Origin of the sequence: Massilia mucilaginosa (assembly GCF_011682145.1) — a bacterium.
In the GTDB taxonomy this organism is placed as follows: Bacteria; Pseudomonadota; Gammaproteobacteria; order Burkholderiales; family Burkholderiaceae_D; genus Telluria_A; species Telluria_A mucilaginosa.
The window spans coordinates 31,512-53,429 of record NZ_WHJH01000005.1 but is presented as its reverse complement, the minus strand read 5'-3'; the positions used below and the strand labels follow the sequence as shown (position 1 = coordinate 53,429).

24 protein-coding genes are annotated in these 21,918 nt (G+C 64.9%); 15 read left to right on the top strand and 9 right to left on the bottom strand.

Annotation, left to right across the window (positions count from 1 at the left end; genetic code table 11):
• Nucleotides 1-47: 47 nt before the first annotated feature.
• Nucleotides 48-662 carry an OmpW/AlkL family protein gene (locus F2P45_RS06615; protein WP_166871748.1) on the top strand — a complete coding sequence of 205 codons (615 nt, stop codon included), beginning with the start codon at nt 48-50 and terminating at the stop codon, nt 660-662.
• A gap of 55 nt (nt 663-717) precedes the next feature.
• Here the strand turns inward: F2P45_RS06615 and F2P45_RS06610 are convergent, their stop codons facing one another.
• From F2P45_RS06610 to pmbA, 3 genes are all read right to left on the bottom strand, one after another.
• A complete protein-coding gene (locus tag F2P45_RS06610) occupies nt 718-1,362 on the bottom strand; it encodes a glutaredoxin family protein (RefSeq protein ID WP_166871745.1) in 645 nt (214 codons plus the stop codon).
• Between the two features lie 71 nt (nt 1,363-1,433).
• Nucleotides 1,434-2,519, bottom strand: coding sequence for a TRAP transporter substrate-binding protein (locus tag F2P45_RS06605; RefSeq protein WP_166871741.1), 1,086 nt, complete (start codon nt 2,517-2,519; stop codon nt 1,434-1,436).
• A 188-nt stretch (nt 2,520-2,707) separates the two neighbouring features.
• Complete coding sequence (pmbA, locus tag F2P45_RS06600; RefSeq protein ID WP_166871738.1) at nt 2,708-4,060, bottom strand: metalloprotease PmbA; 1,353 nt, start codon at nt 4,058-4,060, stop codon at nt 2,708-2,710.
• Between the two features lie 92 nt (nt 4,061-4,152).
• On the opposite strand from pmbA, the gene yjgA reads away from it, so the two are divergent.
• From yjgA to F2P45_RS06555, 9 genes are all read left to right on the top strand, one after another.
• Nucleotides 4,153-4,773, top strand: coding sequence for a ribosome biogenesis factor YjgA (gene yjgA, locus F2P45_RS06595; protein ID WP_166871734.1), 621 nt, complete (start codon nt 4,153-4,155; stop codon nt 4,771-4,773).
• Nucleotides 4,751-5,401 carry a molybdopterin adenylyltransferase gene (mog, locus tag F2P45_RS06590; protein ID WP_166871732.1) on the top strand — a complete coding sequence of 217 codons (651 nt, stop codon included), beginning with the start codon at nt 4,751-4,753 and terminating at the stop codon, nt 5,399-5,401. The genes yjgA and mog overlap by 23 nt, the downstream gene beginning before the upstream one ends.
• Nucleotides 5,398-6,066: an alpha/beta hydrolase gene (locus F2P45_RS06585; RefSeq protein WP_166871729.1), complete on the top strand. Its 669-nt coding sequence runs from the start codon at nt 5,398-5,400 to the stop codon at nt 6,064-6,066. Before mog ends, F2P45_RS06585 begins: the two co-directional genes overlap by 4 nt.
• Before the next feature lie 80 nt (nt 6,067-6,146).
• A complete protein-coding gene (locus F2P45_RS06580) occupies nt 6,147-6,413 on the top strand; it encodes a hypothetical protein (protein WP_166871726.1) in 267 nt (88 codons plus the stop codon).
• 10 nt (nt 6,414-6,423) lie between these two features.
• On the top strand, nt 6,424-7,524 hold the full coding sequence (locus tag F2P45_RS06575) for a saccharopine dehydrogenase family protein (RefSeq protein WP_166871723.1): 1,101 nt from the start codon (nt 6,424-6,426) through the stop codon (nt 7,522-7,524).
• A gap of 48 nt (nt 7,525-7,572) precedes the next feature.
• Nucleotides 7,573-7,770, top strand: coding sequence for a hypothetical protein (locus tag F2P45_RS06570; protein ID WP_054268373.1), 198 nt, complete (start codon nt 7,573-7,575; stop codon nt 7,768-7,770).
• Between the two features lie 265 nt (nt 7,771-8,035).
• The gene (locus F2P45_RS06565; RefSeq protein WP_166871719.1) at nt 8,036-8,350 is read left to right on the top strand and encodes a hypothetical protein; all 315 of its coding nucleotides are present in this window, start codon (nt 8,036-8,038) and stop codon (nt 8,348-8,350) included.
• Nucleotides 8,351-8,571: 221 nt separating this feature from the next.
• Nucleotides 8,572-9,333, top strand: coding sequence for a hypothetical protein (locus tag F2P45_RS06560; RefSeq protein ID WP_166871716.1), 762 nt, complete (start codon nt 8,572-8,574; stop codon nt 9,331-9,333).
• Complete coding sequence (locus F2P45_RS06555; RefSeq protein WP_166871712.1) at nt 9,327-9,632, top strand: hypothetical protein; 306 nt, start codon at nt 9,327-9,329, stop codon at nt 9,630-9,632. Before F2P45_RS06560 ends, F2P45_RS06555 begins: the two co-directional genes overlap by 7 nt.
• A gap of 74 nt (nt 9,633-9,706) precedes the next feature.
• Here the strand turns inward: F2P45_RS06555 and F2P45_RS06550 are convergent, their stop codons facing one another.
• Together F2P45_RS06550 and F2P45_RS06545 are read right to left on the bottom strand one after the other, a co-directional pair.
• Nucleotides 9,707-10,471, bottom strand: a complete 765-nt coding sequence (locus tag F2P45_RS06550; RefSeq protein WP_166871709.1) for a hypothetical protein — start codon at nt 10,469-10,471, stop codon at nt 9,707-9,709.
• A gap of 47 nt (nt 10,472-10,518) precedes the next feature.
• Nucleotides 10,519-11,073 (bottom strand): carboxymuconolactone decarboxylase family protein, encoded by a 555-nt coding sequence (locus F2P45_RS06545; protein WP_166872331.1) that lies wholly within the window; start codon nt 11,071-11,073, stop codon nt 10,519-10,521.
• 141 nt (nt 11,074-11,214) lie between these two features.
• Between F2P45_RS06545 and F2P45_RS06540 the strand changes: the two genes are divergently transcribed.
• Nucleotides 11,215-12,537, top strand: a complete 1,323-nt coding sequence (locus F2P45_RS06540) for an aspartate aminotransferase family protein (RefSeq protein ID WP_166871705.1) — start codon at nt 11,215-11,217, stop codon at nt 12,535-12,537.
• Nucleotides 12,538-12,553: 16 nt separating this feature from the next.
• On the opposite strand, the gene F2P45_RS06535 is transcribed toward F2P45_RS06540, so the two are convergent.
• The 3 genes from F2P45_RS06535 to F2P45_RS06525 form a co-directional block, all read right to left on the bottom strand.
• Nucleotides 12,554-14,152: a hypothetical protein gene (locus F2P45_RS06535; protein ID WP_166871701.1), complete on the bottom strand. Its 1,599-nt coding sequence runs from the start codon at nt 14,150-14,152 to the stop codon at nt 12,554-12,556.
• A gap of 203 nt (nt 14,153-14,355) precedes the next feature.
• Nucleotides 14,356-15,207: a fumarylacetoacetate hydrolase family protein gene (locus tag F2P45_RS06530; protein WP_166871698.1), complete on the bottom strand. Its 852-nt coding sequence runs from the start codon at nt 15,205-15,207 to the stop codon at nt 14,356-14,358.
• A gap of 76 nt (nt 15,208-15,283) precedes the next feature.
• Entirely contained in the window at nt 15,284-16,108 is an 825-nt protein-coding gene (locus tag F2P45_RS06525; RefSeq protein WP_166871695.1) for a c-type cytochrome, read from the bottom strand.
• 118 nt (nt 16,109-16,226) lie between these two features.
• On the opposite strand from F2P45_RS06525, the gene F2P45_RS06520 reads away from it, so the two are divergent.
• The 4 genes from F2P45_RS06520 to F2P45_RS36730 are packed head-to-tail and all read left to right on the top strand — an operon-like array spanning nt 16,227 to nt 20,396.
• Nucleotides 16,227-16,607 (top strand): c-type cytochrome, encoded by a 381-nt coding sequence (locus tag F2P45_RS06520; RefSeq protein WP_370663213.1) that lies wholly within the window; start codon nt 16,227-16,229, stop codon nt 16,605-16,607.
• Nucleotides 16,604-17,557 carry a cytochrome c oxidase subunit II gene (locus F2P45_RS06515; RefSeq protein WP_166871692.1) on the top strand — a complete coding sequence of 318 codons (954 nt, stop codon included), beginning with the start codon at nt 16,604-16,606 and terminating at the stop codon, nt 17,555-17,557. Before F2P45_RS06520 ends, F2P45_RS06515 begins: the two co-directional genes overlap by 4 nt.
• On the top strand, nt 17,554-20,061 hold the full coding sequence (gene ctaD, locus F2P45_RS06510) for a cytochrome c oxidase subunit I (protein ID WP_166871689.1): 2,508 nt from the start codon (nt 17,554-17,556) through the stop codon (nt 20,059-20,061). The genes F2P45_RS06515 and ctaD overlap by 4 nt, the downstream gene beginning before the upstream one ends.
• Nucleotides 20,062-20,063: 2 nt before the next feature.
• Entirely contained in the window at nt 20,064-20,396 is a 333-nt protein-coding gene (locus F2P45_RS36730; RefSeq protein WP_166871686.1) for a hypothetical protein, read from the top strand.
• A 95-nt stretch (nt 20,397-20,491) separates the two neighbouring features.
• On the opposite strand, the gene F2P45_RS06500 is transcribed toward F2P45_RS36730, so the two are convergent.
• The gene (locus F2P45_RS06500; RefSeq protein ID WP_166871683.1) at nt 20,492-21,850 is read right to left on the bottom strand and encodes a PQQ-dependent sugar dehydrogenase; all 1,359 of its coding nucleotides are present in this window, start codon (nt 21,848-21,850) and stop codon (nt 20,492-20,494) included.
• Between the last annotated feature and the right edge of the window lie 68 nt (nt 21,851-21,918).

Here is a 21,918-nt window from a genome sequence, read left to right as displayed (position 1 = left end):
CAATAAACTTCAGTCATACCCAATGACAAACGAAGAAGGAAGTTGTGATGAAGAGCAAATTGTTAGCAGCAGTAGCAGTCAGCATGCTGGGCCTGGTTGGCGTTGAAGCTCATGCACAAGATGGACAATGGCTGGTGCGCGCGCGCGCCGCGCATCTGAACCCGGCCGACAAGTCCTCGCCGGTTGGCGGCGTGGGCGCATCGGACCGCATTTCGGTGTCCGACAAGACGATTCCGGAACTCGATGTCAGCTATTTCTTCACGCCGAACCTGGCGGCCGAACTGGTGCTGACCTATCCGCAAAAACATGACGTGATGCTCGACGGCGCCAAGATCGGCACCTTCAAGCACCTGCCGCCAAGCCTGCTGGGCCAGTACCACTTCAACCCGATCGGGCAGTTCAAGCCTTACCTGGGCGCCGGTATCAACTACACGCGCATCTCGAAAGTGAAACTGCTCAACGGCGCGGGCGATCTGGAAAACGACAGCGTGGGACTGGCCTTCCAGGCCGGCGTGGATTTCAAGATCGACAAGAACTGGTCGCTCAACCTGGACCTCAAGCGCATCAATATCCGCAGCGATGTGATGATCGCCGGCGCCAAAGTGAGCAGCGTGAAAGTCGATCCTGTGCTGATCGCGGTCGGTGTCGGTTACCGCTTCTGATTGAGCGGGGCGTCCCTGCGGGACGCCTCTTTACTTTGCTTTGGCGCGTTCGCGCTCAGCGCAGGCCGGCCTGCGGCTTGTCCCCGAGTTCCTTGACAGCCGCCAGGATCTCCGACTCGTTGAATCCTCCGAAGCGGCGGTAGCCCACATAGGTGAGCGGATAGCCGCTGCCTTCGAGTGCGTTGTAGGCCATCAGGCCCGCTTCGGACGCCTCGACGTCGACATCCTCGAACGGGATCTTCTTTTCCTCGAACAGTTCGCGCTGCGCCTTGCAGTAGCCGCACCATTTGGTCCCGTACAACACCACCTTGGGTTTGTCCTGCTCGTCGAAGTGATTGGCCAGCACGATGCGTTCGCGCCGCGTCAGCGCATCCTTGCCCAGCACCTCGCCGAGCATCCCGGCCAGCTTGTGCACATCGTCGCCCACGCTGCGCTGCTTGCCCGCGATGACAGTCGGCATGGCGTTCACGCGGTATTTGCTGTTCGGCTCGGTGAGGATCACCTCGTCGAAGCTGGCGACGCGTTTTTTCAGCTCGGCACGGATCTTGTCGCACGGGTCGCCGCACTCGGCGCTGGTAAACAGCATCACGGCCGGCTTGCCGTCCTTGTCGAACGCGCCGTCACCGCCGCCCAGGCGTCCGGTTTTGTAGGCATAGAAGGCGCCGCCGGCGAGGAGGGCGAGGAGCAGAATTCGTTTCATCGTCATTTATCAGGTAAAGCTGCCCGCCGTCGTCCCTGCCAGCGGCAGGAACGACGGGGAGTCCGCTGGAGTTACTTCCTGCCAGCCTTGATCATATAGTCGAGCATGGCCGCTTCCGACACCGAGGCCCACATGTTCTGGTCCTGGCGGAATCGCTTCCACGGCTCGTAGATGGTCTTGAACTTGGCGTTCTTGGCCGCTTCCTCGTTCATCACGTCCTGCGCCGCCTTGTAGCAGCCGTCCATGATGTCTTTCGAGAAGGTGCGCAGCTTGACGCCGTTCTTCATCAACCGTGCCAGCGCGGCCGGGTTCTTGGCGTCGTACTCGGCCTGCATGCCGATGTGCGCCTCGTAGGTGGCGCATTCCAGCGCGGCCTGGTATTCCTTCGGCAGCTTTTCCCACTCCTTGATGCCGACGTAGAACGAGAAGCTCGCGCCCGCTTCCCACCAGCCCGGCGCGTAGTAGTACGGCGCCACTTTGTAGAAGCCCAGTTTTTCGTCATCGTAAGGCCCGACCCATTCGGCCGCATCGATCGTGCCTTTTTCCAGCGCAGGATAAATGTCGCCACCAGCCAATTGCTGCGGCACCAGGCCGAGGCGCTCCAGCACCTTGCCGGCGAAACCGCCGACGCGCATCTTGGTACCCTTCAGGTCCGCCACCGACTTGATTTCTTTGCGGAACCAGCCGCCCATCTGGGTGCCGGAATTGCCGCCCAGGAAGTTGACGATGCCGTAGCCCTTGAAGAAGTTGCGCGTCAGTTCGCGTCCGCCGCCTTCCTGGTACCAGGCGGTGTGCTGGCGCGAGGTCAGGCCGAACGGGACCGCGCAGTCGAAGGCGAAGGTGGCGTCCTTGCCGAAGTAGTAGTAGGACGCGCTGTGGCCGATTTCCACAGTGCCGGCCTGGACCGCGTCGAGCACTTGCAGGCCCGGCACGATTTCGCCGGCCGCGAACGAGCGGATGTTGAATTTGCCACCGGTCAGCTCGGAAACGCGCTTGGTCAGGATATCGGCCGCGCCGAAAATGGTGTCGAGCGACTTGGGAAAGCTGCTGGCGAGGCGCCAGTTGATGGTTGGCTGCGACTGTGCCAGCGCCGGTGCGGCGACTGCGCCGGCGGCAGCGCCGACTGCCGCTTTTTTAATGAAGGAACGACGTTCCATATGTCTGTGTCTCCTGAAGGGTTTACGTCACGGAAATACCACCGGTGTCATGGTGCCTGGGCTAGTGTATTTGCGTCTAGGCAAGCATGCAACGTAATTTATCTTACAGGAGTCTTACAGGGCCAAGCGCGGGATGCGGAAGGGGTAGCGCGTGGGCACTGCGGCCCACGCGAGAACAACAACGTCGATCAGCCGCCGGCGACGACCATTTTTTCGATCAGGATCGAGCCGGTCTGCTTGTTGCCGCGAATCAGCACGTCATTGCCGATGGCGACGATCTGCTGGAAGATATCCTTCATGTTGCCGGCGATGGTGATTTCTTCGACCGGATACTGGATCACGCCATTCTCGACCCAGAAGCCCGACGCGCCGCGCGAGTAGTCGCCGGTCACATAGTTGGTGCCTTGGCCCATCAGTTCCGTCACCAGCAGGCCGCGCCCCATTTTCTTGATCATGCCGGCAAAATCGTCGGACCGCTTGGTCTGGCTGGAGCTCATGGTCAGATTGTGCGAACCGCCCGCGTTGCCCGTGGTTTTCATGCCCAGCTTGCGCGCCGAGTACGACGACAGGAAATAGCCCTGCACCACGCCATCCTTGACCACATCGCGGCGCACCGTGCGCACGCCTTCTTCATCGAACGGGGCCGAACCGACCCCGCCGATCACATGCGGGTCTTCCAGGATCTGGATATGCGAGGGGAATACCGCCTGCCCCAGCGAATCGAGCAGGAAGGTCGACTTGCGGTACAGCGCGCCGCCCGAGGTGGCCTGCACGAAGGAACCGAGCAGGCCGGCCGCCAGCGGCGCTTCGAACAGCACCGGGCAGGTGCGCGTATCGAGCGTGCGCGCGTTCAGGCGCGCCAGCGCGCGCTCGGCGGCGTAGCGGCCCACCGCTTCGGGCTGGGCCATCTTTTTCGGGTCGCGCACCGAGGTGTACCAGTCGTCGCGCTGCATTTTGGCGCCCTTGCCGGCGATCGGCGCCACCGACAGGGTGTGGCGCGAAAACGGATAGCCGCCCGCGAAACCGCGCGAATTGGCCGACACGAAGTGCGACTGCTGCACGTGCACGCTGGCGCCTTCGCTGTTGGTGATGCGCGCATCGACGTCGAACGCGGCCGCTTCGGCGCGTTGCGCCAGAACCACGGCGTCTTCGGTCGAGATCATCCACGGGTAGCACAGGCGCAGGTCGCGCGGCTTGGTTTCGAGCATGTCGGCGTCGGCCAGGCCGGCGCAGTCGTCGTCGGCCGTGAAGCGGGCGATGTTATAGGCCGCGTCGACCGTGGCGCGCAGGGCCGCCGGGGAAAAGTCGGACGTGCTGGCATTGCCGCGTTTTTGACCGATATACACGGTCACGCCCATGCCTTTGTCTTTGTTTTGCTCGATCGTCTCGATTTTGCCACGCCGCACCGACACCGCAAGCCCGCTTCCCTCGCTGATGTCGACGGCGGCATCGGTGCCGCCCATCTCCCTGGCAAAGGCCAAAACGTCGCGCGCCAGCTGTTGCAGCTGATCCTGGGTGTGGATAAAGACGGAGTCGTTCATGTGTGGTTTTCTTCGGCTGTCCGGTTAAACGGGTATGATAGCAGTCGTTTACAGTTTTCACTGATCGGCTTTACGCCTATCGGAACCATATCATGCCAAATCCAAACCGGGGCGCCTGCGGCTTCCAATCCTCCGAGTTCGAACAAGAATACGAACGCCCTTCCAAGTCCGAGCTCAAGCGCCAGATGAGCGAGCTGCAAAAGCTCGGCGAAGAACTGGTCGCCGAAGCGCGCGACCGCGTCAAGCGCGTGCCGATGCCGGAAGACGTGCGCGACGCCATCCTGGCGTGCCAGCTGATCACCAACCACGAGGGACGCCGCCGCCAGATGCAATTCGTCGGCAAGAAGATGCGCACCCTCGACGAGGAAGAAGTGGCCGTCATCCAGCGCACCATTGACAGCTGGAAAGGCATGTCCAAGGCCGATACCGCCGCCCTGCACGCGCTCGAACGCCGCCGCGACAAGCTGCTGGCCGACGACAAGGCCCTGACTGTGTTGCTCGAAGAAAATCCGGAACTCGACGTGCAGCACCTGCGCACCCTGATCCGCAACGCGCGCAAGGAACAGGCCGAGAACAAGCCGCCCAAAGCCTACCGCGAGATCTTCCAGATCCTCAAGGATATCGACAAGAAGCGCAAGGCCGCTGCCAAGCCGGCCGGCCAGGACGAGGACGAAGACGGCGAGCCGATCGATGACGAGTCCGACGACGAGTAATCCGGCGGCGCTGACGCCCGAGCTGGTCATTGGCCTGGTGTCGGTCTCCGACCGCGCCAGCGGCGGCGTGTACGAAGACAAGGGCTTGCCGGCGCTGGCCGACTGGTTGGCCAGCGCCCTCAGCACGCCGTATCGGCTTGAAACGCGCCTGATTCCCGACGAACGCGCGCAGATCGAAGCGACCCTGGTCGAGCTGGTCGACGTGGCGCGCTGCCACCTGGTGCTCACCACCGGCGGCACCGGCCCCGCGCGGCGCGATGTCACGCCCGAAGCCACCATTGCCATCGGCACCAAAGAAATGCCCGGTTTCGGCGAGCAGATGCGCCAGATCAGCCTGCGGTTCGTGCCGACCGCGATTCTGTCGCGCCAGACGGCGGTGATCCGCGACATCGATGGCCATAGCGCGCTGGTGATGAACCTGCCGGGCCAGCCGAAAGCGATCAAGGAAACCCTCGAAGGCTTGAAAGATGCGGACGGCAAGCAAGTGGTCGGCGGCATTTTCGCGGCCGTGCCCTACTGCGTCGACCTGATCGGCGGACCGTATATGGAAACCAACCCGGCCGTGTGCAAGGCATTCCGGCCGAAATCGGCGCTGCGTCCGGCGCCGTCCAACGAGAACAACGCATGAGCGAACTGTTAGAAACCATCGAAGTCGTCACCGCCCCCAACCCGACGGTGGCGATCATCTGGATGCACGGCCTGGGCGCCGACGGCAACGATTTCGTGCCGCTGGTCAATGAGCTCGACCTGGCCGGCCTGCCCGCCATCCGCTTCGTCTTCCCGAATGCCAACACGATGCCGGTGACGATCAACAACGGCTACGTGATGCGCTCGTGGTACGACATCGTCCACGCCGACCTTGGCCGGCGCGAAGACGAAGCCGGCCTGCGCGCTTCGCAGGCGCAGGTCGAAGCCTTGATCGCGCGCGAGAAAGCGCGCGGCATTCCGGCCTCGCGCATCATCCTGGCGGGCTTTTCGCAGGGTTGCGCAATGACCTTGCAGACCGGCTTGCGCCATCCTGAAAAACTGGCCGGACTGATGTGCCTGTCCGGTTACGTGCCGCTGGCCGACAAAGTGGCCGGCGAGCGTTCGGAAGCGAGCCTGGGGACCCCGATTTTCCAGGTGCATGGCCAGCACGACGGCGTCATTCCAATCGCCCGCGCGGTGGCCTCGCGCGACTTGCTCACCGCGCTGGGCTACCAGGTCGAGTGGCACGATTACCCGATGCAGCATTCGCTGTGCCAGGAAGAAATCGACCATATCGGCGCCTGGCTCAAGAAAGTCCTGGGCTGATTTTCGCGCGCCATTCGGTGCGCCGTCGTCGGCGCCTCCCAGAGAGCGTAGAATGCGTTCTTTGATAGCAAAGGCAGACAATGAAAAAAACCGGCATGGCAAAGAGTGACGCCAAAAAATTGATGGGCAAGATGGTCGCCCCGGGCGCAGCCGGCTTCGGCAACGCCGACAACGCCGTTGTCGACCGCCGCGAACAGCGCAAGCGCGACCAGGCGCTCGGCCTGGTTCCCTTCGCCGTCAAGCTCAACAGCGACCTGGTACTGCAACTGCAAACCCTGGCCAAGGAACGCGACGCCGACCTCAATGAAGTCGTCGCCGAATTGCTGGCCAAGGGCCTCGCAGCCTGATCCACCCGGCATGAAAACGGTCGTTCTCGGCGGATACGGTAACTTCGGCGCCCGCATCTGCCGTGCCCTGGCGCCCAGCCCGGGCATCGAACTGATCATCGCCGGGCGCGACCTGGACAAGGCCAGCGCCCTGGCCCGCGCCTGCGGGCACGGCGCTGTCGCCGCCCGCATCGACATCCACGATCCCCAACTGACACAAGCGCTGCGCGCCCTCGGGGCCGAGCTCGTCATCCATACCGCCGGCCCGTTCCAGCAGCAGGATTACGGCACCGCCCTTGCCACGGCCGCGGCCGGCGCCCACTACATCGACCTGGCCGACGGGCGCCGCTTCGTGTGCGATTTTCCGGCCGCGCTGGACGATGCATTCCGGCGCCAGCAGCGCATCGCGATAACCGGCGCCAGCAGCGTGCCGGCCATGTCCTCGGCCGTGGTCGACCACTTGAGCGCGGGCTGGCGCAGCATTGCCTCGATCGAGATGTGCATCGCCCCGGCCCAGACCGCGCCGCGCGGGGTGGCGACCATGTCCGCCGTGCTGAGCTATTGCGGCGCGCCGATCCAGGTCTGGCAGGACGGACGCTGGACCACCCAGCTGGGCTGGGCGGCGCCGGTCACGGTGGCCTACGCGCGCCTGCGCCCGCGCCTGGCATCGCTGTGCGATATTCCCGACCTCGAACTGTTTCCTGCCCACTATGCCGGGGTGCGGACGGTGATGTTCCGCGCCGCGCTGGAAACCGGCATCAGCCAGCGCGGCATGGCGGCGCTGGCGGGCCTGCGCCGGCTTGGGCTGGTGCGCCATCCGGAGCGCTTCGCCGGCCTGCTCAACCGCGCCGCCGACGGCCTCAATTTCCTCGGCTCGGCGCTGGGCGGGATGGTGGTGCGCGTGCACGGCGTGGACGGCGCTGGCATGCCCGCGCGGCGCGCCTGGCATATCGCGGCAGACAACGACCATGGGCCGGAAATCCCGTGCATGGCGGCGGTGCTGCTGGCGCGTCGCTTAGCAGCAGGTACCTTGGGCGCGGTCGGGGCCTATACCAGCGTCGGCCAGCTGACCCTGGCGGAGTTTGAGCCGGAGTTCGCCAAGTGGGGCATGGTCACCGACCTCGGCGAGTGATCGGTTATCATCCTTTCTCGGACAACAAACGCTGAAAGAGGTGGCAACATGGCCAAGAAAGAAGAACTCGACGAGGAAACCCTGGCGCTGATTCACTGGTGCATCGAGGTGGAAGGCTTCCTGGTGGCCGGCGGCGCAACCCAGAAGCAGGCGCAGGACCATATCGAGGAACAGGTCGAGTGGTTTACCGACCAGTTCTATGATGGGTTGACGCCGGAAGAAGCTGCAAAGGAAGCGCTCGCTTAAAGCGGCGTTTCATTGTTTGACGCGGCCGGTGCCACGCATCGGCCGCTTGATTGTTCCCCTCCACGGCACGACTGCGAACCGCAGGCCGCATAAGTTCACTATCCCCGCTCAATCGTTGAGCCATATCGAGCCGTCGCCACTTGGCGTATGGGCGCTCTGCGTGCGCCTCATGATGCCGCGTACGCTGTCCGGACTCTCATCGCGCACCGCATGCACACGCCATGCCGGAACGTGGGTGAGCCGTCAATGCCGACAGCCCGTAATCATGATCACCGACCTCCGATGCGCCGAACACGATACTCGAAAAATCGAGTCGCTCTTGCTCGGCCACGAGATCGCACGGAACTATTTTCGGGGTGAGCTGTATGACTGGCTGGGAAACCGGTTCGATGAGATTCTGTTGGAACAAAAAACCGGGGAGCCGGTCAAACTTGATGCAAAGACGAGCTCGCGTGGGCCTCCCGCGTCACGCAATACCACTCCGCCATGGGCGCCGTTTGCCTCCGATGCGCAGGTTTTTTGCCATCCCGGATGCGCCGCACTGTTGGGTCCGGATGATGGCGTATCGGGCCTCGAATGACGAAAGTTCCATATGATCGGGCAATCATTGACCACGATACAGTGACCGCCCGTTTCCCCCAAAGCGCCCTGTGCGCCCGCGCCAATGGCGAGTACGCTGGTTGAACTCATCCCTGCAATCCGCGCTGCCGCGAATTCACTTCCCACGCTGAAGTTCGCACCCGAGCGTTACGGTCCTGCGCTGATGAACTCACCCATCGACACCACATCAGAGGCCCTATCATGATTATCGAGCCACGGTTCGACGAACACAATATCAGGAAAATCGAGACCCTCCTGCTCGCCCACCCCATTGCACGCAACTACTTCCAGGGCGAACTGTATTACAAGCGGGGGCAACGGTTCGACGGTTTCACGCTGGAGCGACACGATGGCACCATACTTGAACTGACCGAACAACAGAGCGCACACCTCTTCATGATTCCGGACGGTTCAGCGGCATGGGCATTGCGGGTGAACGAACATGGCAATGCACCACCCGGCATGAACATACGGTTCATCAACGCGTTCCTCAAGGACGGCGAGCAGAACAGCGTGATTGCGTTTCGCTCGGAACAGACACCAGGCGCGTGGAGTGATGCCCTGCATATCGGCAGCATGATGCTGTCTCCGGAAACCCCGCGCAGGTTTTGCACTGTAGCGTTCGCCTTGATGGCGATCACGGCGTATCGCCTCGGCTTCTCGCATATCCAGCTGTATGGCGCCGGACACGGCCCTTTGCAGCCCGAGGATGCGGATGCGCTGATCGGCTACTGGGTCTGGCCCAAGCTCGGTTTCGATGCCCCCGCGCACGCTGCGGAAATGACCCGGCATCCGGATGCTGCGATGCACGGCCTGCGCACGGTGCAAGAAGTCCTTGCGCGCTGTCCCGAGTGGTGGGAAACATACGGTAGCGCGCGGCCAATGCAGTTCCATTTGCGCGCGAACAGTCCATCATGGTCCATTTTACTAAACTATATTTGGAAGACGCTGGCAGCATGTTAGCCGCTTTTACAAACATAAGAGCAACTATTCCTGCAACGACACTTAAAGTGAACACTATGAAGACACCGGGTAAACAGCAAGCAGATGAGCTTGCTACATACAAGCGTGCATCGGCGGCACTACGAAAGAAAATTGCTGCCGCCGCAGTTCCTGACGAGCGCGAAATCCTTCCCGTGAACGGAAGAATTCACCTGAGCCTGGCCGGCACACCCCTCAATGCCGAGCAGCAAAAAGCCCTGTTCGGCGCATCGGCATTTTCCCCTGCGGTGATGCGGGAACTTGCCGACGACGGCAGCTGAAAACGGCGCTGCCCGCCCTCACTGCCCTTGCAGGCAGGCTGGCTGAAGCGCGTCTCCGGGACAGGTGCTACTTGCTAATCAAGAACGCGCGTCGCATAGTTCAAGGACCAATCGTGCGAGGCGCCGGGCACGGATGACGCGGCGAAGGAAATGCCGGCCCGACCGTCCGCTGCCGCTCTCGTCGATGGAAGCGGCATCAGCGGACCGCCCTCCCCCGTCTGAATGCCGATCCGATGGCGAATGTACTCATCGGGATGCGCACGCGCGATCGCCATTGCCGTCGCAACATACGGTTGAAGCTCGGGCGGGTACTTGTCGGCTTGAAGGCTGAGCGCCGGCAGAATCCGGCGCCGCAGGTGGACATCGTCGTTCTCGATGAAGCGCATCAGCAACAGACGCTGCCGGCGCTCACGCAGTTCGCTCAGGTCATCATTGCGCTTGTTTCCATACGCCCAGTAGAGCGCACTCACAGCGCCACATTGCTCCTCGTTCGAGCCCGCATCGACAATCCGCAGCAGGCGTGTCACGACCTCCTTGGTGCCGAAGGTGCGCACGCAGGGGAGAATGTAGTACTGGTTTTTACTGGGATTGAGTTCGCTCACCGCGGCGCTGATCAACGCCGCCAGCAGGCGCCTCGGTACCGATTGCAATCTGAACACCATGGCGACAAAAAACTTGCGCCGCACATCGCCCAGCGCGTCCGCCAGCCACACCCAATCCTCGCGCGTATTGGTGGCCACGCGCTTGCGCGCCGCCTGCAAGCCGTTGAAGCAAGCCGGGCCGGGGTCGCGATAAACCCGCTCCCACACCAAAAAATGATCGTCCCAACTCATGCTCATACAATCGCTTTCAATCCCGGCTTATGCGCTGCCGGCTTGACACCGGACTACGCCGGCAAGGGCGGCGCCGTCGATGCCGGCGCCGGTGTCTGCGCCGCGTTCATCACCATCGCCAAAAAAGTGTAGTACCCATTGATCCCCATCAAATCGACCACGCCTTGTTCACCGAACAGCGCCAGCGCATCCGCATAAGTCGCATCGCTCACGCGCTTGCTGCGGTGCAGCTCCACGCAAAAATCGTGCACCAGCGCTTCATCGGCCTGCATCGCGGGCGACCTGCGCCGTTCGCCGATGGCCTGGATGACGTCCGGGTCAATCCCGCTGCGCGCGGCAATCGGCGCATGAATCGCCCACTCCACCTGCTGGTCCCATTCGCGCGCCGTCACCAGGATGGCGACTTCCGACAGGCGCGTGCCGATCGCGCTGCGGTAGCGCAGGTATTCGCCCATGCGCTGCGCGCATTCCATCAGCTCCGGGCTGCGCAGCAGCGGCACGAACGGCCCGTACAGCGCGCCGCGCGGACCATCGATGATCGCCTGCGCCGCCGCCTGCTGCGCCGCCGTCAGTTGTTGCGCTGCCAATGGTCCGAGCCGGTCGATCATGCGCTGGCCTTTCATGGTGACCTCGTGTGTTGCGTTTTTTCCGCAGACAAAAATATTCGCACGCGGCCGGGGTTAGATCAACAGAATTGCGACGTTCTCCGTTTATTGTCGATCATCAACAATTTTCATGATGAGGACGGTATGAGCCACATGATGCACCGCAATCTCCGGCAAACCCCGCGGGTGGCCGTCAGCGCCCAGGGGATGCTGGTGCGCGACAGCGAGGGCAGGACCTATATCGACGCCTGCGGCGGCGCGGCGGTGTCGTCGCTCGGCCATGGCCATCCGGACATCCTCAGTGCGATGCACCGCCAGATCGACCGCAACGCCTACGCCCACACGGCCTTCTTCACCACCGACGTGGCCGAGGAACTGGCCGACCGCCTGACCGCCGGCGCGCCGGAAGGCTTGACGGAAGTGTACCTCGTCTCGGGCGGCTCGGAGGCGATGGAAACGGCGATGAAGCTGGCGCGCCAGTATTTTGTCGAAACCGGCCAGACCGAGCGTACCAAATTCATCGCGCGGCGCCAGAGCTACCATGGCAATACGCTCGGCGCGCTGGCCGTGGGCGGCAACGAGTGGCGCCGCCGCCACTTCGGGCCGCTCCTGATCGACGTGGCGCGCGTGGCGCCCTGCTACGAATACCGCGACCGCCTGCCGGACCAGACCCAGGACCAGTACACCAGCGCCCTGCTGCGCGAACTCGACGAACAGATCCAGGCGGCCGGCCCGCACAAGGTCATCGCCTTCGTGGCCGAGCCGGTGGTGGGCGCGACCGGCGGCGCGATTCCCCCCACGCCCGGCTACTTTCGCGGCGTGCGCAGCCTGTGCGACAGCTACGGCATCCTGTTCATCGCCGATGAAGTCATGTGCGGCATGGGCCGCACCGGCACCATGTATTCGATCGAGCAGGATGGCGTTTCGCCCGACATCATCACCATCGGCAAGGGACTCGGGGCCGGCTACCAGCCGATCGGCGCGGTGCTGGCCCAGCGCGCGCTGGTCGACCAGCTGCGCAAGGGCAGCGGCGCATTCCAGCACGGGCACACCTACATCGGCCATCCGGTGGCCGCCGCCGCCGCGCTGGCGGTGCAGAAGGTGATCGAACGGGACGACCTGCTGGCCGCGGTGCGCCTGCGCGGCGAAGCGCTGCGGCGCATGCTGCAGGCCGAATTCGGCGCGCACCCGAACGTGGGCGACATTCGCGGACGCGGTTTGCTGATCGCCCTCGAACTGGTGCGGGAGCGCGCCGGCAAGCAGCCGTTCGACCCGGCGCGCAAGCTGCACGCGTCGGTCAGGAACAAGGCCATGGCCAATGGCCTGATGGTCTATCCGATGGGCGGCACCATCGATGGCGTGCGCGGCGACCATATCTTGCTGGCGCCGCCGTTCATCGCCACCGATGCCGACCTGTCGGAGATCGTTTCGCGCCTGTCCGATGCGCTGGCGGCGGCGCTCGACTGAGCCGCCGGGCCGTGGCCTAATTGGCCGGCGTCTTGACGAGCCGGTCGATGATGGTCCACGAGAAGTCGGAGCGCAGCGTCTCGTCGAACACCGGATCGGTAATGCTCATGTAAAAGTCGCTGGCGTACGGCATGATGGGTTGCGGCGGCGGCGCGTAGGCCGCCATGTTGTGGCACGTCATGCAGTTCGACTGGATCCCGGTATTGGCATTGATCGTGCCATTGATCGGGCGGCTGATGCCGGCGAAGACTTCCGGCCCGAAACCGGCTTCCAGGTAGGGGTTGTAGCCGTACACCGGCGCGCCAACGTTCTTGCCCTTGGTGATAGGCTGCGCCGGCGAGACGGTGGAGTACGCCTGCGACATCGCATAGTGGCGCGCCGCGCCGTCCAGGTAGGCCAGCGGGCGCGCGCTGGCGATGGTGGCCGAACTGGGCGCAAACGGACGGTCGGGATCCGCCACCCACCAGAAGGTTTGCCAGGTCCACATCTTGTTTTCGCGCGTAGTAACGTGCATGCCGATCAAAATGGCAATGTCGCCGGCCACCACCGGCTTGTTGAGCTGGGCCGACAGGAAGGCCGCGTTCTCGGACGTGATGAGCGTATGGATGAAGTCGCTCAGATAAAAGGTGTTGGCCGCTGTGCGCTTGTCGCATCCGGCATCGTTTTTGTTGCCGCCGATGCCGAGCGGACGGTTGATGTCCACGTACACGCAGCTGTTCCAGGACGCTTCGCCAAAGCCGCTGTCGGGCTGGGCGGCGCCCGGTCCCGGCCAGCCCGGGAAGGCATAGATGCCGCGAGGCACGTTCTTTGGAATGATCTTGAACACCGGCTTGATCGTGATCCCGTTCGCGGGAAAATTCGGGATTTCCGTGTAGCCTTGCGCCATCAGTTGCTTGAGGGTGCTCTCGTAAAACAGCTTGTTGCTGATCGCATGCTGCGCGGCCGGCGGGTTGAAGGCGACCGACACCAGGATTGCCGTATCCGGCCTGGCGGCGGTGGGAGTGGACGGTATCGGGGGCGGATTCTTGTCCGGCCGCCGGGGGCCACGCTGGAACTGGCGCGGCGGTTGCAGGTCGAGCGTGGGGCGGTCGAGCGGCCCGATCCTGCCTTCATCGCGCCGGCCCTCGTCGCGCTTGTTGGGCGCGCTACGGAAAATCATGTTGCCCGGCGTAGTCCAGGTCTCGAAGGCACGCACCACGGCGCCGTCGACCGTGCCCACCGGCTGGGTCAGCCCGGCCCACAGTCCCCAGCCATGCTGGTGGATCTGGCTTTCCTGGCCGCCGAAAACCCATTTGTTCAACTGGGTCTCGGCCTTGGGAAACACAAACGCCGGGTTCGGGCGCGGCAGGTCCGGCAGGCAAATCAGGTTGCCGTCGAGGTTGCCAATGTCGCCGTACTGGCGGATCGCATTCAGGCATGCATCCATCTTCTCGAGGGTGGTGGTCTGCTGGACACCGCTGAGCTTCTTGCAGTTGGCCTTGAGCTTGTCGCCATGGACCGAAATATTGTTGCAGGAAAGTTGATAACTGCCGTGGGGGATGGTCTGGTTGGCGGCGTACAGCGGCAGCGCCAGGCTCGCGAGGGCGAGCAGGAGGGGGGGGCGATAGCTGGTCATGGTCTTATTCTTCCAGGTTGAAGGAGAAAGACCGGCATGGCTGGAACAAGCCGTCCATGCAGGCCGCAAGCCGGTTTTTCGGCATGTTGGTCTGCATGGTGTGCCTATATACGCAATGCTCCCTTACGAAAAGTCACCGTGGCATAAAGCTTTGTTTTTACACAAATGACGCGTTGCGATGGCGCCGACGTGAACTGGCTGCGTCAGGGTTTCGCGTACGCGATGACATCCTGCTGCTGCTCGCCGAGGCCGGCGATGCCCAGGCGCAAAGTGTCGCCTTTTTTCAGGAAGCGCTGCGGGCTGCGCGCCACGCCCACGCCCGGCGGGGTGCCGGTGGCGATGATGTCGCCCGGTTCGAGCGTCATGAAGCGCGACAGGTAGCTGACGATCTGCGCCACGCTGAAAATCATGGTCTCGGTGCAGCCGGTCTGCATGCGCTTGCCGTTCAGTTCCAGGTACAGGTCGAGGCGCTGCACGTCGATCACTTCGTCGCGCGTGACCAGCCACGGGCCGACCGGGCCGAAGGTGTCGCAGCCCTTGCCCTTGTCCCACTGCGGGCCGCGCTCGAGCTGGAACGAGCGCTCCGAGACATCGTTGACGACGCAGTAGCCGGCCACGTAATCGAGCGCGTCCTCTTCGCTGACGTACTGCGCGCGGGTGCCGATCACCACCCCCAGTTCGACTTCCCAGTCGGTCTTCTTGGATCCCTGCGGCAGCATCACCGGATCGTCCGCGCCGGACAGGCAGGTGATCGCCTTCATGAACACGATTGGTTCCGTGGGCGGGGTAGCGCCGGTTTCGGCGGCGTGGTCGGCGTAATTGAGGCCGATGCCGATGAATTTGCCCACGCCCTTGAGCGGCACGCCCAGGCGCGGATTGCCGCGCACCAGCGGCAGCGTCTTGTAATCGATCTTGGCCAGCTTGCGCAGCGCCTTGTCCGACAACAGCGAGGGATCGATATCGGCGACGACGCCGGACAGGTCGCGCAGGCGCCCTTCTTCATCGAACAAGCCGGGTTTTTCTTTGCCGGGACGGCCGTAACGAACCAGTTTCATGTGTATTCCTTGGATGGGGACAGCGTAAAGTCGCCCGCGATTGTAGCGCAGGCGGTCCCGCAGGCCCGGCGCAGGGTCAGCGCAAGGTCAGCAGATAGGCGCTGATGTCGACCGCGTCGGCCTCGCTCACGTCCTGCACCGGCATGGCGGTGAGCGGGTCGATGGCGTGCGGATTGCGGATCCAGCGCACCAGGTTTTCCTGCGTGTTGGGCAGGTGGCCGGCGATGAAACGGCGCTTGCCGAGGCCCTCCAGGGGCCGCCCGACATAGGTCTCGGGACCGGTCACGCCGGGCACCACGTGGCAGGCGTTGCAGGCGTACTGGGTCAGCGCGATGCGCCCGCGCTCCGGGTTGCCCGGCCAGCGCGCCGGTGCGGGCGCCGCGACTGCCGCGCGCGCGGATGGCGCGGTCATGGCGGCATACGCGGGCGGCGCCAGTTCCGGCAGCTTGACCATGAAGGCCACCAGCGACCAGAGGTCGTCGTCGGCCAGGTGATATTCCCAGGCCGGCATGCCGCTCATCTTGATGCCGTTTTTGGTAATCCAGTACAGCTCCGAAGGCTGCCAGCGGCGCGCCGCGTCGACCAGCGGGCCTGGCACCGGCTGCATGCTCTTGCCGAAGTCCCGCTGCGCCACGCCGGGCGCGCCGTGGCACTGCGCGCAGTGGTCGCGGTACAGCAGCGCGCCCTGGGCGAGGCGCGCCGCGTCCAGCGTCGGCACCGCCACAGCGCGCGCGTGGAAGCGCACCGAGTCGCGCATGCCCTGCTCCAGCAGCGTATGCACGAACTGAAAATGCTGGTCGGTCGAGGCCACGTTGTACCAGCCGCTTTTGAGCACCAGCGCGGCGCCGATGGCGCCCGCCACGGCGGCGGCAAGCAGGGTCGCGGCAGCGGTTTTGAGCATGAGGCGGACGCGGTTGGAAGGCATGGTCGGGCACCGCCGGAGGGCGCGTTCTGTTGAAAAAATGATAGCAATTTTTCTTGTATTATATCGATCCAAGTCGCTTTCGCAGGATCGTAACGTGCGCGTGTTTCCCCTTCCGATCGCCGTGGCGGCCGCGCTGTGCGCGGCGCTGGCAGGCTGCGACAATCGCGCCGAACCCGTACCCATGGCCGTGGCCGGCGGCGACGCGGCCCTGGGCAAACGCCTCATGGAGCAGTACCAGTGCGGCGCCTGCCACGCCATTCCCGGCGTGGGCGCGGCCACCGGCAGCGCCGGCCCGCCGCTCGGCAAATTCGGCCGCCGCAGCTACATCGCCGGACGCATTCCCAACTTGCCGGGGCCGCTGGCCGAGTGGCTGGTCGATCCCCCCGCCATGAAACCCGGCACCATGATGCCCAACGTCGGCGTCTCCAGAGCCGAAGCGCGCCACATGGCGGCCTACCTGGCCACCTTGCGATGAACGGGGCATCGTTGCAACCGGCGCTGCCGCCTGTGCTGCAATCCGTGCTGCACCCCGCCGGCCCCGACGCGGCCATCATCGGCCAGTTCGCCTGGGTCCTGTTCGGCGGCGGCGCGCTGGTGTTCGCGCTGGTGATGGTGCTCACCGCGCTGGGCCTGGGGCGGCGCGCGCGCACGGTGCGGCCGCTGGCCTGGATCGCCGGCGCCGGCGTGGCTTTTCCGGTGGCGGTGCTCACGGTGCTGCTGGCGTGGAGCACCTGGCGCAGCGGCCAGATGGCGGCCCAGACCTCGCAGCACGCCACCCGGATCGCGGTCAGCGCCAACATGTGGTGGTGGGAGGTGCGCTACCCGCACCCCGGCGGCGGGCCTGACATCGTCAGCGCCAATGAAATCCATATTCCCACGGGACGCCCGGTGTACCTGGGCCTCACCGCCGGCGACGTGATTCACAGCCTGTGGGTGCCGGCGCTGGGCGGCAAGATGGATATGGTGCCGGGACGCGTCACCGGATTGACCTTGCAGGCCGACAAACCCGGCGTGTACCGCGGCCAGTGCGCCGAATACTGCGGCGAGCAGCACGCGCGCATGGCGCTGCACGTCATCGCCCACACGCCGGCCGATTACGACGCATGGCTGGCACGCCAGGCCGCGCCGGCCAACCCGGCGAATGACGCAATCCTGGCACGCGGACGGCAAGCCTTCATCGACCAGCGCTGCGTGGTGTGCCACACCATTCGCGGCGTGAGCGAGGTCACGCGCCTCGGGCCGGACCTGACCCACGTCGGCGCTCGCCTGCATATCGCCGCCGGCACCCTGCGCACCCATCGCGGCACCCTGGCCGGCTGGATCGCCGACCCGCAAAGCATCAAGCCCGGCGCGCGCATGCCGCCGGCCGGCATGGACGGCGCCACCCTCAACGCGCTGGCCGCCTACCTCGAACAGCTCAAATGAACAGCACCGCCCCCCTTCCCAACACGCTGCCGCGCCCTCCCGGCGAACTCGCACGCCTGCAAGCGGCGTGGAAGACGCCGACCGGCTGGCGCTATCTGACCACGGTCAACAACACCAATATCGGCCTGCTGTACATCGGCACCTCGCTGCTGTTCTTCCTGCTGGCCGGGATCCTGGGCCTGTTGATGCGCATGCAGCTGGCGGTCCCCGACAACACCTTCCTGAGCGCCTCGACCTACAACCAGGTATTCACCATGCACGGCACGGTGATGATGTTCCTGTTCGCCATTCCCGTGGTCGAAGCGATCGCGGTCTACCTGCTGCCCAACATGCTGGGCGCGCGCGACCTGCCCTTCCCGCGCCTGTCGGCCTACGCTTTCTGGGCCTACGCCATCGGCGGGCTGGCGTTTTTCTGCACCCTGTTCGTCGGGCTGGCGCCGGACGGCGGCTGGTTCATGTATCCGCCGCTGACCGGCAAGGCCTACTCGCCCGGCCTGAACGCCGACTTCTGGCTGCTCGGGATCGGCTTCATCGAAATTTCGGCCATCGCCGGGGCGATTGAGCTGATCGTCGGCATCCTGTTCACGCGCGCCCCCGGCATGACCCTGGGCCGCATGCCGGTGTACGCGTGGGCCATGCTGGTGGTCGGCGTGATGATCGTGTTCGCCTTCCCGGCCATCATCGCCGGCACCGCGCTGCTCGAACTCGAACGCGCCTACGACTGGCCGTTCTTCATCGCCGAGCGCGGCGGCGACCCGATCCTGTGGCAGCACCTGTTCTGGTTCTTCGGCCATCCCGAGGTGTACATCATCTTCCTGCCGGCCGCCGGCATGGTCTCGACCATGATTCCAAGCATTGCCGGGGTGCCGCTGGTGGGACGGCGCGCGATCATCGTGGCGCTGGTGGCGGTGGGCTTTTTCAGCTTTGCGCTGTGGGCGCACCACATGTTCACGGCCGGCCTGGGCGTGCTGAAAATGAGCTTCGTCTCGGCCGCCAGCATGGCCGTCGCGGTGCCGACCGCGATCCAGGTGTTCGCCTGGATCGCCACCATGTGGCGCGGGCGCGTGGCCATGACGGCGCCGGCGCTGTTCCTGCTCGGCTTCATGTTCATTTTCGTCCTCGGCGGGCTGACCGGGGTGATGGTCGCCGTGCTGCCGTTCGACTGGCAGGTGCACGACACCTACTTCATCGTCGCCCACCTGCATTACGTGCTCATTGGCGGCATGCTGTTTCCGGTGTTCGCGGCGCTGTATTACTGGATCCCGCTGATCAACGGCAACCGGCTCTCGGAGCGCCTGGCGCGCTGGGTGTTCGGCTTGATGTTCGGCGGCTTTAACGTGGCCTTCTTCCCGATGCATGTCACCGGCCTGCTCGGCATGCCGCGCCGGGTGTACACCTACAGCAGCGAGATGGGCTGGGATGGGCTGAACATGGTCTCGACCGTGGGCGCCTTCGTGTTTGCCTGCGGGGTGCTGCTGTTCCTGTTCGACCTGGCGCGCACCCTGCGCATGGCGGACAAGGAAGTCGGCAACCCGTGGAACGCGGCCACGCTCGAATGGCTGCCGTCGGAAGATTACGGCAACCGCAGCATCGCGCGCATCACCTCAAGCGATCCGCTGTGGGAGCAGCCGGCGCTGGCGCGCGAGGTCGAGGCGGGCCAGCACTACCTGCCCGGCACTGTCAGCGGGCGGCGCGAGACCATCGCCACCAGCGCGCTGGGCGCCGTGCCGCGCTACCTGATGATCCTGCCCGGCGACAGCTGGTGGCCACTCATCGCCGCCGCCGGCACGGCCGGCTTCTTCCTGCTGCTGACGGTCAAACTGACCTGGACCGCCTGGGCCTGCGGCATCGCGGCCATTGTCGGCATTGTGGCGTGGCTGTGGCAGTCGGACCGCCCGCCCACCCTGGCGCATGCCAGGGTGGGCGCGGACCTGACCCTGCCGGTCGGCGCGCGCGGCACCGCCTCGCACTCGTGGTGGGCGACCCTGATCATGCTGGTGGTCGATGCGACCATCTTCGCATCGTTTGTGTTCGCGTACATTCATATTTCGATGCGCCTGACCGTGTGCCCGCCGCCGCAGGCCGCACTGGCCGCGCCCTTGTGGCCGCTGCTATCGAGCGCCCTGCTGATCGCCAGTTCGGCGCTGATCTGGCTGGCCAGCCGCGCAGTGCAGCGACGCCGCCTGACGCCGCTGGTGCTGGCGGCGCTGGCGTGCATGCTGGCCGCGTTTGCGTGCGACTTCAACGGCCAGCGCCTGGCCGGGCTGGAGCCGACCGCGCAGGCCTGGAGCGCCACGGTGGCGACCCTGCTGGCCTACCAGGGCCTGCATGTGATCACGCTGGTGCTGGCGGCGCTGTATCTGTGCGCGCGCGCATGGCGCGGGATTCTTACCAGCGCCAGCCGGGCGACCCTGGATAACACGGCGCTGATGTGGCATTACACCAGCCTGCAGGGCATCGTGGCGGCGGCGGCGATCCACCTGGTGCCGTGGGTGATGGACTGATGATGCGCGAACGTCTTTTCAGCAAACTGCTGCACGCCTGCGCACCGCTGCTGGTGTGGGCGCTGCATTTTTTCTTTTGCTACGTGTGGGTGGCGGCGCTGTGCGCACCGGGGCTGATCGATGGCGAGGCGCCGCGGCGGGCGATGGTGGGACTGGCGTCGGCGCTGGCGCTGGGGGTGTGCCTGTGGCTGGCGTGGCGCGCGCGCCATGTGCTGGCCAAGGCGTCGGAGGCGACGCGCTTGCTGGACTGGGCCAGCGCCGGCAGTGCGGTGCTGGCCGTGGCCGGCGTGGCCTGGACCAGCCTGCCGGCCTTGATGCTCGATGGTTGCGGCTAGGTTTTTTGCTTGCCGCAGCTATCTATAACATCGCTAAACAGGCTCCGTCGTTCCCGGCCTCGGCGGCCCCCTTGGCGGGAACGACGGTGTTGCGGCTAGTTGGCCACCCTGGAAGCCGCGACCGGCGTTGCGGCGGGTGCGGCCGGCGTCACCCGCCAGACCACATTACCCACATCGTCGGCCACCAGCAGCGCACCGGCCTTGTCGACCGCCACCCCAACCGGACGCCCGTAGGCATCGCCCGCCTCGTTCACGAACCCGGTCAGGATCTCGATTGGCTTGCCTTTCGGCGCACCGTTTTCAAACGGCACGAACACCACGTTATACCCGCTCAGCGGTTCGCGATTCCACGATCCGTGCTGGCCGATAAACGCGCCGCCCGCGTAGCGCGCCGGGAACAGACTGCCCTCATAGAACACCATGCCGAGCGGCGCCACATGGCTGCCCAGCGCGTAGTCGGGCACGATGGCCTTGGCCACCAGCTCCGGCTTGGGCGGCTTGACCCGCTCGTCCACATGCTTGCCGTAGTAGCTGTACGGCCAGCCGTAGAATCCGCCATCTTTCACCGAGGTCAGGTAATCGGGCACCAGATCGCTGCCCAGCTCGTCGCGTTCGTTGACCACCGTCCACAAAGCGCCGCTCTGCGGCTGCCAGCCCATGCCGTTCGGATTGCGCAGGCCCGAGGCGAACAGGCGCGTGGCCTTGCTGGCCAGGTCGATTTCGAGGATCGCGGCCCGGTTGACCTCGTTCTCCATGCCATTTTCGGCCACGTTGCTGTTCGAGCCGACGGTCGCGTACAGCTTGCCGCCATCCTTGCTGGCAATGATGTTCTTGGTCCAGTGGTGGTTGATCGGCCCGCCCGGCAAGGCGGCCACCGTCTCGGGCGCGGCGCCGATCGCCGTCTCGCCGCTGCGGTACGGAAACTTGACGATAGCGTCGGCATTCGCGATGTACAGCACATCGCCGACCAGCGCCATGCCGAACGGCGAATTGAGGCCCTTCAGGAATTCGGTGCGCACTTCGGCCACGCCGTCGCCGTCAAGGTCGCGCAGCAGGGTGATGCGGTTGGCGCTGGGCACGCCCGCGCCAGCCTTGGCCATCACCTTTTTCATCACGAAGCCCTTGATGCCCTTGCCATCTTCGGGCTTGGGCGGGGCGTTGGTTTCGGCCACCAGCACGTCGCCATTGGGCAGCACGTACAGCCAGCGCGGATGGTCCAGCCCGCTGGCGAGGGCCTTGACGGCCATGCCGCTGGCGGCGCGCGGGGTCACGCCCGCCGGCCAGCTCTTGGCGGGTGCAATATTGACAGTCGGAATGAGCGTCTTGTTCGGCGCGGGAATCACCGGGGCCGGGCCGACGTCGGCGGTGGCCGGCAAGGTGGACTTTTCGCCGCAGGCCGCAAGGCCCAGCAGCATGCAGCCTGCGAGCAGGCGAACGGACGGATGGTCGCGCATGGAAAATCTCCTTGGATGGGACGGGAAACAGTCCCGGCGATTCTAGACGAATCGTCCAATTTTGCTCG

What these genes read in the sequence shown, in the direction of transcription:
- F2P45_RS06560 (WP_166871716.1), top strand. Translation starts at nt 8,572, where the DNA reads ATGATTATCGAGCCACGGTTCGACGAACACAATATCAGGAAAATCGAG.
- mog (WP_166871732.1), top strand. Translation starts at nt 4,751, where the DNA reads ATGACGAGTCCGACGACGAGTAATCCGGCGGCGCTGACGCCCGAGCTG.
- F2P45_RS06530 (WP_166871698.1), bottom strand. Translation starts at nt 15,207, where the DNA reads ATGAAACTGGTTCGTTACGGCCGTCCCGGCAAAGAAAAACCCGGCTTG.
- F2P45_RS06575 (WP_166871723.1), top strand. Translation starts at nt 6,424, where the DNA reads ATGAAAACGGTCGTTCTCGGCGGATACGGTAACTTCGGCGCCCGCATC.
- F2P45_RS06605 (WP_166871741.1), bottom strand. Translation starts at nt 2,519, where the DNA reads ATGGAACGTCGTTCCTTCATTAAAAAAGCGGCAGTCGGCGCTGCCGCC.
- F2P45_RS06550 (WP_166871709.1), bottom strand. Translation starts at nt 10,471, where the DNA reads ATGAGCATGAGTTGGGACGATCATTTTTTGGTGTGGGAGCGGGTTTAT.
- ctaD (WP_166871689.1), top strand. Translation starts at nt 17,554, where the DNA reads ATGAACAGCACCGCCCCCCTTCCCAACACGCTGCCGCGCCCTCCCGGC.
- F2P45_RS06525 (WP_166871695.1), bottom strand. Translation starts at nt 16,108, where the DNA reads ATGCTCAAAACCGCTGCCGCGACCCTGCTTGCCGCCGCCGTGGCGGGC.
- F2P45_RS06535 (WP_166871701.1), bottom strand. Translation starts at nt 14,152, where the DNA reads ATGACCAGCTATCGCCCCCCCCTCCTGCTCGCCCTCGCGAGCCTGGCG.
- F2P45_RS06500 (WP_166871683.1), bottom strand. Translation starts at nt 21,850, where the DNA reads ATGCGCGACCATCCGTCCGTTCGCCTGCTCGCAGGCTGCATGCTGCTG.
- F2P45_RS06585 (WP_166871729.1), top strand. Translation starts at nt 5,398, where the DNA reads ATGAGCGAACTGTTAGAAACCATCGAAGTCGTCACCGCCCCCAACCCG.
- F2P45_RS06610 (WP_166871745.1), bottom strand. Translation starts at nt 1,362, where the DNA reads ATGAAACGAATTCTGCTCCTCGCCCTCCTCGCCGGCGGCGCCTTCTAT.
- F2P45_RS06545 (WP_166872331.1), bottom strand. Translation starts at nt 11,073, where the DNA reads ATGATCGACCGGCTCGGACCATTGGCAGCGCAACAACTGACGGCGGCG.
- F2P45_RS06615 (WP_166871748.1), top strand. Translation starts at nt 48, where the DNA reads ATGAAGAGCAAATTGTTAGCAGCAGTAGCAGTCAGCATGCTGGGCCTG.
- pmbA (WP_166871738.1), bottom strand. Translation starts at nt 4,060, where the DNA reads ATGAACGACTCCGTCTTTATCCACACCCAGGATCAGCTGCAACAGCTG.
- F2P45_RS06570 (WP_054268373.1), top strand. Translation starts at nt 7,573, where the DNA reads ATGGCCAAGAAAGAAGAACTCGACGAGGAAACCCTGGCGCTGATTCAC.
- F2P45_RS06565 (WP_166871719.1), top strand. Translation starts at nt 8,036, where the DNA reads ATGATCACCGACCTCCGATGCGCCGAACACGATACTCGAAAAATCGAG.
- F2P45_RS06515 (WP_166871692.1), top strand. Translation starts at nt 16,604, where the DNA reads ATGAACGGGGCATCGTTGCAACCGGCGCTGCCGCCTGTGCTGCAATCC.
- F2P45_RS06580 (WP_166871726.1), top strand. Translation starts at nt 6,147, where the DNA reads ATGAAAAAAACCGGCATGGCAAAGAGTGACGCCAAAAAATTGATGGGC.
- F2P45_RS06555 (WP_166871712.1), top strand. Translation starts at nt 9,327, where the DNA reads ATGTTAGCCGCTTTTACAAACATAAGAGCAACTATTCCTGCAACGACA.
- F2P45_RS36730 (WP_166871686.1), top strand. Translation starts at nt 20,064, where the DNA reads ATGCGCGAACGTCTTTTCAGCAAACTGCTGCACGCCTGCGCACCGCTG.
- yjgA (WP_166871734.1), top strand. Translation starts at nt 4,153, where the DNA reads ATGCCAAATCCAAACCGGGGCGCCTGCGGCTTCCAATCCTCCGAGTTC.
- F2P45_RS06540 (WP_166871705.1), top strand. Translation starts at nt 11,215, where the DNA reads ATGAGCCACATGATGCACCGCAATCTCCGGCAAACCCCGCGGGTGGCC.